A 13,788-nucleotide genomic window follows, 5' to 3' on the forward strand; every position below is an offset into this window, starting at 1 on the left:
AAAATAAAAATTCCGGGAGATCCATACTCCCGGAAATGATGAATTTTACTTTATAAGACCTTTCTTTTTTAAGAAATCTCGTGCAACCTGTTTCGGATCAGCTTTATCAAGATCAACACGTGCATTCATTTCGGCCATATCTTTATTTGTAATTTTGCCTTCCAGTTCGTTGAGCACTTTTTCAAGCTTAGGATATTTTTCTAGTGTATCCTTCCTCACAATCGGTGCTGCATAATAGGGCGGGAAGTACTTTTTATCATCCTTTAAAACACCCAGATGGAAACGCGGAATACGTCCATCAGTAGTAAAAGCCGGGATAACCTGAACATCCCCTTCCTTCACAGCCGTATACATGAGGTTTGCATCAAGGCTTTCTTTGCTTTTAAAATTCAGTCCGTATGTTTTTGAAAGCGCAGGATAACCGTCTTCTCGTTCATAAAAATCTGTTGGCGCCCCTAAAACAAGGTCAGATGAGTGAGAAACCAGTTCAGAAACAGTTTTAATGTTTAGTTTTTTATAAGTTTCAGGATTTAAGGCCATGGCATACGTATTTTCAAAGCCAAAAGGCTTTAGCCATTCGAGCTGGTACTTTTTATCATATCTGGTTTTAACTTTATTATAAATTTGGTCTGCGTCCATTCCTGGCGTATATTTATCCTTCAGAACCGTCAGAAGACCTGTTCCTGTATATTCAACATAAACATCTATGTCACCTTTTTGAATCGCTTTTGTTAAAATGGGAGTTTCTCCAATACCTTCATCCACTCTAACCTTGTAATCAGTTTTAGCTTTAATATATTCTTCTAAAATATGAGGCAGGATGTATTGTTCCGTCCACTTTTTACCTGATATTACTATCGCATCATCCTGCGCTTCACCCTTAAAGGCAAAGAATAACAAAAGTGCAGCTACTGGAAGTGCAATATAACCAATCTTCTTTAAGGAAACCTTTTTTTTGCTTTTTGGATCAGTTGCAATTTCGATTCTTTTTAAAATCCAGTCACATAAAAGCGCAAGGAGCGCTGCTGGAATAGCCCCTGCAAGAACTAATTCGTTTCTTGCAGTGGACAATCCGCGGTAAATCAAATCCCCAAGTCCCCCCGCCCCGATAAAGGCAGCCAAGGTGGCCACTCCTATAGTCAAAACAGTTGCTGTACGCAATCCACCCATAATAATAGGCAAAGCCAATGGCAGTTCAATCATCCGGAGGATTTGGTTTTTAGTCATTCCCATTCCACGCCCTGCTTCAATAACTGAAGCATCAACACCAGTAATACCAATGTAAGTATTCCGTAAGATAGGAAGAAGCGCATATATGGTCAAAGCAATAATCGCAGTTGTGTTACCTATACCAAACAAGGGCAATAGAAAACCAAATAGGGCAAGACTTGGAACTGTCTGAAAAATGGATGTAACTCCGATAATCGGTTCTGCCAGCCTTCGTTTTCTCGAAATATAAATTCCCAGTGGCACTGCAATTGCTGTTGCAATAAGAATAGAAACAAGCGATAAAAATAAGTGTTCTTTTAAGCCAATTACTATATCAGGCCATCGGTCACGAAAGGTTGCACCTAATGTTGAAAAGAAGTTATTCATTGATCTGGCCCCCTTTCTGTGAAGGTTCTGTATTAATTCCAGCCAGACCTCGCATCATTGTCGCACGCGTAATAAGTCCCGAAAGCTTTCCATTTTCAAGGACAGGGATGAATGTGGAACCTTCCATAGCAAAAATCTCCGCAACTTCTGTATAAGGGGTACTTCGTTCGACTGTACTATAATTTGTGTTAATAATATCTCTAAGGGTTTTATCTTCTTCTCCAAAATATCTTTGGACTGTTTCAAGGGGAGCAATTCCAAGAAGTCTGTGTTCGTTATCTGTTACAAGAAGGCTATCAACCCGTGAGCTTCTCATAATTTTCAAAGCTTCTGCAAGACCTCGGCCAGGACGTGCTGTAACAAGCTTGCTTATCATAAGATCCTCTGCTGTCGGTATATCTAAAACTCCATTTTCCAGCCTTTTTTCACCGATAAAGCCTCTGACAAAATCGTCAGCAGGATGCCGAAGAATTCGTTCAGGTGTATCGAACTGAACAATTCTTCCTTCATTCATAATGGCAATTTTATCTGCTATTTTGATTGCCTCGTCCATGTCATGAGTAACAAACACAATTGTCTTTTTAATTGTTTCCTGCAATTTAACCATTTCATCCTGCAGCTGCTCCCGGCTTATTGGGTCGAGTGCACTAAATGGCTCGTCCATCAGGATAATGGGCGGCTCTCCGGCAAGCGCCCTGACAACACCCACTCTCTGCTGCTGACCGCCACTCAACTCCGCAGGATACCGATCCCGGAATGTTTTTGGATCTAATCCCACCAAATCCAGCAGCTCATCTACTTTTTTATCATATTGATTTTTCTCCCAGCCCTTGAGTCTAGGAACAAGGGAAATATTATCCCCGATTGTCATATGAGGCAGCAAACCGATTTGCTGAATCACATAACCGATATTCCTTCGCAGCTTTACAGGGTGCTGTTTAGAAATATCCTCCCCATTTATTAGAATTTTTCCATTAGTAGGTTCGATAAGGCGGTTGATCATTTTCATTGTCGTCGTTTTACCGCTGCCGCTTGGCCCTATTAGAGCAATGAACTCGCCTTTATTAATATGGAAATTTATATCCTTTAAGACTTCCAGGCCATTTGGATACTTTTTTGTAACATGCTCAAAGGTAATCATCTTTTCCCCTCACTTCTCTTTTTCTTTATCTTGAAATAAAGCTAATAACTTATACCCTTATCAAGCAAGTTAGCAAACATTTTACAAGAATAATTTTCCAACTTAAAAAGCGTAAGCACGCACTATGCGACGTATGGCCATTTGCAGAAAGACTAAGGTCGCCCAGTTTCGTGGAAATGTCTTTCTGATCCGCATCCTATGTGCCTCCGCTTCGACTGTGATAAAGGAAACACGAGGTGCCTAGCAATTCAATGTTGACTTATGTGAGAAGGAGTGGTTGGGACACTAGCTGCCGATCATATATGTGTAAGATATTCAACGAAGCTTGCCAGTAATGAACACTCGCTGGGGGCTAAAGCCCGATTAGAAATATCAACGATTGAGTGTTATTTAAATTTAATCAAAAAAAAGAACCCGGTTTATGAACCGGATTCTTGGTATTTTTTTGCTTTTTTCTTCATTCGAGTGGTCATATAACCACCTTGGAATGAGCGTATTTCAAAAGACACCAAAAAGGCTTTAGGCGCAATTTCATTTATAATTTTTAAAAATTCCTTTTCTCTTGATCTTTTTGCAACAACATCCAGGCGGATCCGATTGGAATTTATGCCTTCACCTACAAATACAGTTACACCAAAACCTGCTTCCCTGAGGGTTTCAACCAATTTATCACTCCGCTCAAGAAGGCTTACATTGTATGTAACATAACCAAAGGCAAGTTTCCTTTCAATGTAGCCCCCAAGCAAAAGCCCCGCACTGAAACCCAGTACATAAGCTGCGATATTCAGCCAGTTGGATAGATCTTTGAAGACAATTCCCAAGCTAATAATATAAATGATGCCTTCGAAAAGTCCTGCACTAGCTGCTGATTTGGTTTGATTTTTTACAAGCAGGATGGTTCTAAGAGTTAATACCGGTACATAGATAATTTGAAGCGCAAAAATGAGAAGGGCTTCGAGCATTTTCGTATCCCCCTTTAAATTAAACTATTCTGCAATAATAGCATAATTAGGGCACCCTTTGTATTAAATTCCTTAAAATATGTTACCTGAAAAAACACTAATAAAAGGAGCCTATATCCTGGCTCCTTTTCCCTTTTAAAAAGTACTATAAACGTTTTGACATTCTTCTCCGGTTGGTTCATAAAAACAATGAAGTTTATATCTCCCAACAAATGGCTGATCATACCAAGTTGATGGACATTCCCCTTGTGGCCTAAAGTACCATAAACTATATTTAGCTGGCCAAATTCTTTGCCCGTTTATTGCTTTTCGGGCTAGTCTTCTTTCTTGCTCCCTTGGCTTTTGATAAAAATAACCATGTGTAACAGCTTCAAATGCATGTGCTTGGTATACCATTTGAGGAATTGTTCTTAACCCTTTAAAATCAGAACAATTGGCCCTTATTCTGTTGATGCCAACATTTCCTACGGCCATCATCCCCTGGATTCCTTCGCCTTCAGCTTCCGCTCTTAATAAACGTGCCAATAAATCAATATCGGATTGTCTGGCTCTTACGACTGCCATTGCATCACCTCCAGTGTATCTCTTCACTATCTTATTTTTGATACACTGGGAATGTTCCGGAATAATTTCATTTGACTTTAAAATGCTGAAGCAGAATTACTCCATAAAAAAGAAACACATTGTGTTTCCAAATTAGTTATTCATTATTAAAGGTTTCTGGATAATAGACCCGTCCGGTAATATCTTTAATGTATCTTTCCTTAATTCTATAGCCATGAAAACATCTTCACATCTAAGCAACAAGAGATATACCGGTATTGAAAAATTCAGAAATTCTGATTGTTTCAACAAAATTTACTTCCCTTCACGCCCAAAAGGTTGCTTGTTTACCTGCCTAATGGATGAAAGCTGTTCGTGTTTCCATGTCGATTTTAAACATCCATAGTTTCCCCCAGTATTATCTGCGATTCACTTTTTTCTGTTTATTCATAACTTCATAAGATTTTTCAATAATATCGGTTAACACATCACTTTTATATATTCTGCCAAGTTTCGTATTATCCTGATAATATTGGACAATTTCGTCCAGCTTATTAGAGGTTTCCTTTTTAATTCTTACGTTTAGTTGAATTCTGTTTTCCTCTTGCATGTTCTTTTCCTCCTGGTCATGTTGATAGGAATTTGCTAGCTATTTGATAACTATTCGCTATCTATTTTTAAATACCTTCTTTTTTGAATCGTTAAACTGGATTGATTATTTTCGCTCACGGCGCTCGCTTTCCGCGGGCAATCTGCGAGTCTGGCTTACTTTTCCAACAGGACGTTGAGATTGTATCGGTGAATCATCTCCGAAAGAAGAAAGGTGAAGGCATTTTCGAGGAGTCTCGCTTATTATTGCAACAGTCTCTTCAAATTGCACATTCTCTTAGGAAAGCGCCATTTTTTTAAAACAAAAAGACTACCTCTATAGGCAGTCCTTTTATGGCCAGTAAACTAAAGCTTTCTTAAAATTTTTTGATTCTTATCGGACTTACCATTAATCCTGCCAGAAGCAAGGTAATATAAGGGTTGCTATATAAAAACAGTCCCATTCCTGCCATTATTAACCCTGCTAATGTTATGGGTATTCCACAAAAGTAGCCTACAGTTGGTTTTACACTGAATTTTGCGAGTCTTAAGGCTCCCATGGCTGGAAAAAACATAAAGGCAATTGAGGATATCCATGATCCATCAGAAAGAGTATGAAACAGGATGGCAGGTGCTACACCAAAACTTACAATGTCTGCAAGCGAATCCAATTCAACACCTATTTCACTATTCACTTTTAGTTTTCTCGCTATTCGTCCATCAAAAAGGTCTAAAAACGCTGAGAAGAAAATAAAAACTGCTGCCAGTCGAAAGAAACCGTTCATAATTAAAGTTATAGAAAAAATTCCTGATAATAAATTCCCAATTGTAAACCAATTCGGTACTGTTTTCACTACTTGTATTGGCAACTTTCTTCCACCTTTTCTTAAAGTCTTTCTAGTCATTTTATTTTCTGCTTTAAGTTCAGCAGTATGCTGAAATGAGCTATTTTATTTTTGTTATTATTTGTTAAATGGTCTTGTGATTTCTAAAAGGTCTCTTCCCATAAACGGTTCGGAGCTTCCGCGGCGATGGGCGTTTGAATGGTCTCTCCCTAGATCTGTTGAATCTCGCACCCCTAGCTTCCAACAAACTTTGAGCCAAATCAACCATGAGTTTTTAACATATCCTTTTGAAAATAGAAAGAGGGTACAGGTTGTACCCTCATCTATTCCTCTTCAGTGTCTCGAAGTTCTTTATATCCAAGCCTATTTAAGAGCTCTGCAATACGGTCATATCCCATGTCATTAGGATGGATGCCATCAATGGATAAAAAATCACTTTCGTAACCCTTAAATGCTTTTTGGATGTCTGCAATTCGAACATGTTCTAAAATAGCAAGTGTCTTTAAGTGTTTATTAAATTCTCCTACCCACTTAGCCGCTATTTCTTCTTTTGGAATTGGATTATATAAATTCACCATGCGAATGATATATGGACGATCAGCTTCTTTTTTCCAATTATGAATGGTATCAAGTATTTTCGTCATATTACTGATGCCTAATTTCAATGCCTTTTTAAAATCATCTTCATTTTTGTCTGTAAGATATTGCCTTGCTGCAAAAATAAGATCATTTCCACCAGCTGTGATTGTGATGATATCTGCTTCTATAATTGATTCCTTAATGTAATTCTTCTTCATTTCTTTTAAAATGGCTGCAGTTTTATATCCTGGATAAGCGAATACCCTTAAAAATACAGGTTCCTCCAAAACATATTCAGCCATTCTTTTATATCTTTGTACGAACCCCGGCGAAAATAAAGATGTTCCGACTCCTGCCGATAAAGAATCACCGAGAGCTACATATAAATAACTCACTATTTCCCCACCTCCCCTAACCTCTACAATAAAATATTCTAAAATAGGCGATTGTGCTATTACTTCGGTGATTTATTATTTCTAAGACTTGAGCGAAAAAAAGCTAAGGGTTTCGAATGAATCGGAGGTCTATAGCCGAGAATTAAAAAGCAGGTTAATAATTGAGAGGAAAAAGGATAAAAATAGGTATGTTCGATAAACTGGTTTAACAGGAAGGTGACAATATGGATAAAACACTCGGCTACTTGAGGGAAACCCTTTCGAATTATTCGGAAGACAATTCTTTAGGCCAGCATCTATTACATAAACTTATGAATCATAACTATGCTTCGGAAGGCGACTTTGTAAGACATTTAACTGCAAAAGAAATCGATTTTCTAAATGGAATCCTAAAAAGGGAAATTCAGTATGCAAAAGATGAACAGGATGAAAAAAGAACATATGAACTGAATGAAGTATTCGAACTTCTTTTTTAAAGCAAAAAAAGATGGCTCTAAGTTGCCATCTTTTTTCTGTTTAGTTTGAAAGTTTCCTAAAATTATTTCCAGGGCAAGCGCATAGACCGACAAAACCCGCTCATTTCTTCAATTTTTTTCTTCATTTTTTGACATATTTTCCTTATATACGCCATTTAATATTCCGTGCTATCAGGTTCCAGATGGTACCCGGAAATATTCCAATGGATTTGTTTCTTCTCTAGAATGAATACCCAAATGAATTAATACCTCTTCTGTAAAATCCAAATAATTAGATCCTGTTGCAGTAATGACTCTATTATCTGAAACCAAAAAGTCTTTTTGCTTATTTCCCCAAACCATTACCTTGCTATATTCTGCGTTCGCCTCGGTAAGAGAGGTTGTATACTTTATATTTTCGAGAATACCCGCTGAAGATAACAAGGAGGGGCCTGCACAAATAGCGGCTATTAGTTTTTTTAGATCGTAAAATTCTCTTATAATTTTCGTTAACTGCTGGTTTTTAAGGAGAGGGAAAGGATTACCTCCAGGAATAATAAGAATCTCATATTCCTTTGGATTCACCTTCTCCAAATTCAAATGAGCAGTATATTTCATTCCGCCTGCTGATGTTACAGGTTTACCCTCTGGATTAACACTAACTGTTTTCACTTGAAATTCTGGCGAATTTACACAAGTTAGGAGTATACTAATCTCAAATTCTGCAAATGTGTCATAAATTAATACCAATGCTTTTTTCATTTTCATCTTCCCTGCATCCTTCCAAAAATAAGGTTAACACTAGAAATTTCACCATCAAATTTATTCAAAACTTTGAAAAAGATGATCACGGAAAACTGTCCCTATTTTCCGATTATTCATCTGCCAACTAACTAGCTCTAATGTATGTCTCTTTTTTTAAATCGCCCTCCCCTTACTTCAGCTATATCGGAAACTGCTAAAAAAGCAGAGGGGTCATTTTCGGAAACAATTTCTTTTAATTTTGCTTCTTCCAGACGATTTACAACGCAAAAGATCACCTTTTTATCGTCCCCCGAATAGGCCCCTTCCCCATTAATATAAGTAACTCCTCTGCCCAGACGGTTAAGTATAGCCTCGCCAATTTGATGAGCATTATCGCTAATAATCCATGCGGATTTGGACTCATCTAGTCCTGTAATGGTAATATCAATTGTTTTAAAAGCTACATAATAAGCAATTAGAGAATACATTGCCCGGTCCCAGGTGAAGACGAAACCTGCAGTACCTAAAATAAATAAATTAAAAAACATAATTATTTCCCCAACGGAAAACGGCAGTTTTTTTTCCGAAAGAATAGCAAGAATCTCTGTTCCATCCAATGATCCTCCATAACGAATAACTATACCCACACCAATCCCCAAAATAATTCCTCCAAATACTGAAGCGAGCAGAATATCCTCGGTTAAGGCTGGTACAGGATGAAGAAGTGCGGTAACAAGCGATAAAATTAAAATTCCGAATAGGGTGGAAAAAGCAAAGGTTTTTCCAATTTGTTTATATCCAATAAAGAAGAAAGGTATGTTTAATAAAAAAATGAATAATCCTAAATTCCAGCCAGTTATGTATGACAGCATAATGGATATACCGGTTATTCCTCCGTCAATAACCTTATTGGGGACAAGAAAAATTTCAAGACCGACTCCCATTAAAGTGGCTCCCAGAGCTATAAGCAAAGCCCGTTGAAATATTTGAGTTTTTGAAAGCTTCCTATGTTGTTTTTTATTAGCAGACCTTGACCGATCTGGAATAACTATAGCTTGTTGATTCAAAAACCCCCACACCTTTCACCCTTTTTCTAAGTATATACACAGATATAGGAATGTTGAACTCTTTGCTTTTAGAAAACACAATTCCTATGCTTGAAGGGAATCACTTTGAGGCTCCTAGTAAGTCATGCACTAGCACGTGGGGCAAAGATATGTTTAGTGGGGAGTTCCTTTGAGGAAACTGGGGCATATTCTCTGAAGGTGGATATATAAGTGAAAAATGTCGAACGGTTCGCTTAAAATAAAAATAGGCCGTACCAGCGCTAAGAATATAGCACCGGTACACCCTATTTTTATTGTTCTTTAACCTTAGCTCTTTTAATAAAAAAGGCGAGGATTAACGCAACAAAGGCTATTCCTGTTGCAACAATAAATGAATCGTTAATCCCGTCTATTGTTGCCTGTTTCATGGTTTGTCCGTATAGTGTTAGAACGGCAAGGCTATTTCCTGCAGCTGACGGCACATGAGCCATGGCTGCAAGCCCCTGGCCAACTTCTGCCATCCTGCTGCCAATAAATGGATTACCTGTTGTAATCGTATTAAGGTATCCTCCATAATGAGCTCCACTTCTTGTCGTCATGACCGTTACAAGAAACGCGGTACCAATACTCCCTGCAACCTGTCTGGCAGTATTTGATGCGGCTGTTCCGTGTGAAGCAAGATGACGCGGAAGCTGATTCAAACCTTCAGTCATTACCGTCATCATCAAAAAGGACATTCCAAACATACGCATAACGTAAAGCAATAAAATATGGCTGAATGTGCTAGACATAGACAGGTGGCTGAACTGCCAGGTTGTGATAACAGTAATGGTTAAACCAACTACAGCCAGCCATCTTGCACCAACTTTATCGAAAAGCGCCCCAGCTATAGGAGACATGATTCCCATTACAATTGCACCAGGCAAAAGCAAAAGACCTGATTGAAATGCAGAGAATCCTCTTATATTCTGAAGGTAGATTGGCAGCAAAATCATTGCGCCAAACATTGCCATATTAATAATCATACTTATAATCGTCGTTAAAGCGAAAATGTCATATTTAAATACCCGGAGCTCCAGCATTGGTTTATCAGTTGTAAGCTCACGGAAAGTAAAAGCGATTAAAGAAACGATACCGATAACGAGCGAAGTCACTACTATTGTACTGGACCAGCCATTATTTCCAGCCTCACTAAAACCGTAAAGCAGAAAACCGAAACCCAGTGTTGAAAAAAGCACACCCGGAAAATCAAATTTTGGATTGGTAACTTCTGTGACATCCCGCATCCACATGTAACTGAGTATTAAATCTAAGATTCCAATAGGAATGACAACATCAAAAAGAAGTCTCCATGAATAATGCTCTACAATCCATCCTGAAAGTGTAGGACCGATGGCAGGAGCAAAAATCATTACAATGCCCATAATTCCCATAGCCTTTCCCCGCTTTTCAGGTGGAAAGATGGTAAAGAAGACCGTCATTAAAAGTGGCATTATAATTCCGGCACCAGCTGCTTGAACTACCCGTCCTGCCATTAACATTGTAAAATTGGCCGAGACTGAACAAACAATAGATCCAATCGTAAACAGTAACACCGAAGTTAGGAACAACTTTCTAGTACCGAATTTTTCGATTAAGTAGGCTGTTACAGGAATAAATATTCCATTCACGAGCATATATCCGGTAGAAAGCCATTGAACAGTATTCGCAGAAATATTTAGATCTGCCATTATATGGGGAATTGCTACGTTAAGCAATGTCTGATTCAGGATAGCAACAAAAGCTCCAAGCATTAAAGCAGCAAGTATTTTGCCGTTTCCGCTGTTATCTCCTGTCTCATTTCCCCGATCACGGCGTGTTTTCGTATTTCTGCCTAATTCAGCTTCTTTTAGTTCTGCCCTTGATTCAACATATTCAAGTGCTGGTTCAGTGACCGCTGAATTTTCAAGCATCTCGTCAACTTGGTCGTTAAGAGTATTATTGTCATTAGAAATTTCTGATTCCAATGTGGGGTCAGAGGATAAGAATGGCTTCCTTCTTTCCTCCCTCTCTAATCTGCTTCTCCTCTTTACTAGCCTGATATTCAAAAAAGCCAGCAGCGCAAGGCATATTAGAACGTAAACCGTGATAGTAATTGCCATTTTATCACCTACTTATGAATTCTCACTGTCACGTTCATTCCAGGAACAAGTTCAAGTCCTTTGTAATTATCAATTGAAATTCTAACAGGAATTACCTGAGTAACCTTTGTATAATTTCCAGATGTATTTGTATTCGGAAGTAAAGAGAACGTACCTGAAGTTGCAAGGCCAATCTTTTCGATTTTTCCATTTAAATCATTGTTAGGAAATGCATCAACATAAATATCTACATCCTGGCCAACTTCAAGATCATTAATATTTGTTTCTTCTATATTTGCAGTAACCCATAAGTTGTCGAGATCATACATCTGCGCGAGCGGAGTTCCTGCGCCCACAAAAGAATCCTTTACAGCATTACTTTGCACTACTGTTCCATTTTGAGGCACAGTAATTTTTATTTCTGAAGGTGAAGCCGTACCTGTACCAGCCGCCATAACTGAGCCAATTTCATCATTCTTGCTGAACTTTTCCCCAACTTTTCCTGTCCAGTCGATCAGTCTGCCGTTTGCCGGGGAAGCAATGGTCACTTGCTGTCCTGAGATCTGTGCGTTATCTGTACTTAAATAGTTCACAGTACGATTGTAATAGGAATAAGCAGCTAATCCACCGCCTACCAAAATGATTAATAAAATAACGTTTAAAAGAACCAGTCTTCTTGCATTCATCTGTTGTTATTCCTCCTCCATCGATAGCCTAGACCGCACCAATGCGTGCAATCTTAATAAGTTTTTGATTTCTTCCTCAGGCAGTGCCATAACACTGTTGATTCTTTGAATTATAAGAGATTCAGGGGATGATAATACTGATTCGATAATTTCTTCCCCTTTTTTAGTCAAATGTATGGAAACGGCCCTCCGGTTCTCCGGCGGAACAACTCTGTCGACCAGCCCATGCTGGACAAGCCTGTCAATTACTCCACTAACAGTACTGTTTGTCAGCCGTAATTTTTCAGCTAAATCACTTAAACTGCTATCCGGATTATCCAGCAGTCTATAAAGAGTTTTTAATTGAACAACAGTAAGTCCAACCCTGTCTGCATCTTTTTTAACCAGCTTATAAATCTCTCTGTTTAATTCTGAAAATGATTCCAATATTTCGTTATTAAAAGCGTACATGCCTGCCTCCCTTCTTTCGTATGATTATATTACACATCCGAACATTTCGCATACGAAATAAACGGTTTACAAGAAAGTATTATAACTATAGCCAAAAGGTTGTGTCAACAAATAAACTCATATAACGATATTTAATATTCCCCACTTATTGATGGAAAACCCAAAAAATGCTTTCAGGGGTTTTCCTTTTAGTGTAACTATATAAGATATTTTGATTCCCCTTGTTCGCATCTCTATAAAAATTGTAAGAACAGCGGGAATGAAAAAAAGCAGCAAGAAAATTTTTCCGGCTGCCACAAAATCAGTGAAACGTTCCTTTTTGAAATGTGAAATATTCAAAGTCTGTCCAAACATTTTCTTTCAGAATTTTCTATATCTGCTTATTGTCTACTTTTGTGCTGCTTGCTTTATTCCTGAAAGCGCCTTGTCTATGACACCGTTATTGATATCAAAATGAGTAACAAACCTAACACGGCTGCCTCCAAAAGTGCCGGCAAGAATACCCTGTGATTTCAGGTTTTCTACAAAATGATTTGAAGTTATGTTCAATCCGCTAACATCAGCAACAATTATGTTTGTCTCAACTTTATTAACAACACATAATCCCGCTATATTACCTATTCCTTCCGCTAATTTCCGGGCATTCGAATGGTCCTCTGCCAATCTGTCCCGCATTGTTGTTAAGGCCACTAATCCCGGAGCTGCAATAATTCCTGCCTGCCTTAATCCACCTCCCAAGCGTTTTCTCCATTTCCGGGCTTTTCGGATAAATTCCTCAGATCCAACTAGCAAAGAACCTACAGGAGCTCCCAAACCCTTTGAGAGGCAAATTTGAACACTGTCACTGTTATTAGAAAAATCTGTTACAGGACATCCAAGAGCTGCAGCCGCATTAAACAACCGTGCACCGTCAATATGTACAGGAATATGGTTTTCCTTTGCTATCATGTAAATCTCTCTCATATTGTTTGGCTGAATGACAGCTCCACCTGCACGATTATGAGTATTTTCGAGGCAAATTAACCCTGTTTCGGGAAAATGCTGGTCTTCTCCCCTTATGGCGGCCAATACATCACCAGGATTCATCGCCCCTCGTTCTCCTTTTAGGGTTTTTAGCTGAACCCCTGCAAGCGCAGAAGGAGCTCCAGACTCATAATAAAAAATATGGGATTCTTCCTCTAAGATTACCTCATTTCCAGGGATGCAATGAGCAAGGATGGCGAGCTGGTTTCCTTGTGTACCGCTTGTTACATATAGCGCTGCCTGCTTTCCGAGTAATTCTGCTGCTGTTTCCTCCAGCTTTTTTACGGTCGGGTCCTCTCCGTAAACATCATCTCCCACTTCTGCCTGATAGGCTGCTTTTCTCATTTCTTCCGTTGGTTTAGTTACTGTATCGCTTCGAAGATCTATCATTATATAACCCTTCCCTTTATATGTATTAGCGCCCAAAAGGCATGCTTTAATTATAAAGAAAGAAACAAATTATGGACACTATAACAGGCTGAATTTTCAAAAAGCAGAATAACATCCTATAATCATTTATAAGAATCTGCAGGGTTAATTTCAATTTTGCATAATTTTTTCCCAAAAAAAACAATTGGATGGGCCCAATTGTCTATTTCTATTTTCTTATTTATT

General features: G+C 38.4%; 14 protein-coding genes. 1 reads left to right on the top strand and 13 read right to left on the bottom strand.

Features of this window, described 5'->3' with window-relative positions; all coding sequences use genetic code 11:
- Positions 1–45: 45 nt before the first annotated feature.
- The 7 genes from AC3WR0_RS13900 to AC3WR0_RS13930 form a co-directional block, all read right to left on the bottom strand.
- Positions 46–1,596 (bottom strand): glycine betaine ABC transporter substrate-binding protein, encoded by a 1,551-nt coding sequence (locus tag AC3WR0_RS13900; RefSeq protein WP_492552874.1) that lies wholly within the window; start codon positions 1,594–1,596, stop codon positions 46–48.
- A complete protein-coding gene (locus AC3WR0_RS13905) occupies positions 1,589–2,737 on the bottom strand; it encodes an ABC transporter ATP-binding protein (RefSeq protein WP_492552875.1) in 1,149 nt (382 codons plus the stop codon). The genes AC3WR0_RS13900 and AC3WR0_RS13905 overlap by 8 nt, the downstream gene beginning before the upstream one ends.
- Positions 2,738–3,156: 419 nt before the next feature.
- Positions 3,157–3,699 carry a DUF2179 domain-containing protein gene (locus tag AC3WR0_RS13910; protein WP_492552876.1) on the bottom strand — a complete coding sequence of 181 codons (543 nt, stop codon included), beginning with the start codon at positions 3,697–3,699 and terminating at the stop codon, positions 3,157–3,159.
- 135 nt (positions 3,700–3,834) lie between these two features.
- Positions 3,835–4,263, bottom strand: a complete 429-nt coding sequence (locus AC3WR0_RS13915) for a cell wall hydrolase (RefSeq protein WP_492552877.1) — start codon at positions 4,261–4,263, stop codon at positions 3,835–3,837.
- 397 nt (positions 4,264–4,660) lie between these two features.
- Complete coding sequence (locus AC3WR0_RS13920) at positions 4,661–4,852, bottom strand: hypothetical protein (RefSeq protein ID WP_166023206.1); 192 nt, start codon at positions 4,850–4,852, stop codon at positions 4,661–4,663.
- A 355-nt stretch (positions 4,853–5,207) separates the two neighbouring features.
- Positions 5,208–5,699, bottom strand: a complete 492-nt coding sequence (gene pssA / locus AC3WR0_RS13925; RefSeq protein WP_492552878.1) for a CDP-diacylglycerol--serine O-phosphatidyltransferase — start codon at positions 5,697–5,699, stop codon at positions 5,208–5,210.
- A gap of 299 nt (positions 5,700–5,998) precedes the next feature.
- Positions 5,999–6,649, bottom strand: coding sequence for a GDSL-type esterase/lipase family protein (locus AC3WR0_RS13930; RefSeq protein WP_492552879.1), 651 nt, complete (start codon positions 6,647–6,649; stop codon positions 5,999–6,001).
- 224 nt (positions 6,650–6,873) lie between these two features.
- Between AC3WR0_RS13930 and AC3WR0_RS13935 the strand changes: the two genes are divergently transcribed.
- Positions 6,874–7,125, top strand: coding sequence for a sigma-G-dependent sporulation-specific acid-soluble spore protein CsgA (locus tag AC3WR0_RS13935; RefSeq protein WP_492552880.1), 252 nt, complete (start codon positions 6,874–6,876; stop codon positions 7,123–7,125).
- Positions 7,126–7,296: 171 nt separating this feature from the next.
- Here the strand turns inward: AC3WR0_RS13935 and AC3WR0_RS13940 are convergent, their stop codons facing one another.
- From AC3WR0_RS13940 to ltaE, 6 genes are all read right to left on the bottom strand, one after another.
- The gene (locus AC3WR0_RS13940; RefSeq protein ID WP_492552881.1) at positions 7,297–7,872 is read right to left on the bottom strand and encodes a DJ-1/PfpI family protein; all 576 of its coding nucleotides are present in this window, start codon (positions 7,870–7,872) and stop codon (positions 7,297–7,299) included.
- 131 nt (positions 7,873–8,003) lie between these two features.
- A complete protein-coding gene (locus tag AC3WR0_RS13945; RefSeq protein ID WP_492552922.1) occupies positions 8,004–8,894 on the bottom strand; it encodes a YitT family protein in 891 nt (296 codons plus the stop codon).
- Between the two features lie 311 nt (positions 8,895–9,205).
- Positions 9,206–11,035 (bottom strand): DHA2 family efflux MFS transporter permease subunit, encoded by a 1,830-nt coding sequence (locus tag AC3WR0_RS13950; protein ID WP_492552882.1) that lies wholly within the window; start codon positions 11,033–11,035, stop codon positions 9,206–9,208.
- 8 nt (positions 11,036–11,043) lie between these two features.
- Positions 11,044–11,700, bottom strand: a complete 657-nt coding sequence (locus AC3WR0_RS13955; protein WP_492552883.1) for an HlyD family secretion protein — start codon at positions 11,698–11,700, stop codon at positions 11,044–11,046.
- A gap of 6 nt (positions 11,701–11,706) precedes the next feature.
- On the bottom strand, positions 11,707–12,150 hold the full coding sequence (locus tag AC3WR0_RS13960; RefSeq protein ID WP_492552884.1) for a MarR family winged helix-turn-helix transcriptional regulator: 444 nt from the start codon (positions 12,148–12,150) through the stop codon (positions 11,707–11,709).
- A 387-nt stretch (positions 12,151–12,537) separates the two neighbouring features.
- Complete coding sequence (ltaE, locus tag AC3WR0_RS13965) at positions 12,538–13,563, bottom strand: low-specificity L-threonine aldolase (protein WP_492552885.1); 1,026 nt, start codon at positions 13,561–13,563, stop codon at positions 12,538–12,540.
- Positions 13,564–13,788 lie beyond the last annotated feature (225 nt).

It is taken from the genome of Neobacillus sp. FW104-15D2, assembly GCF_058790155.1.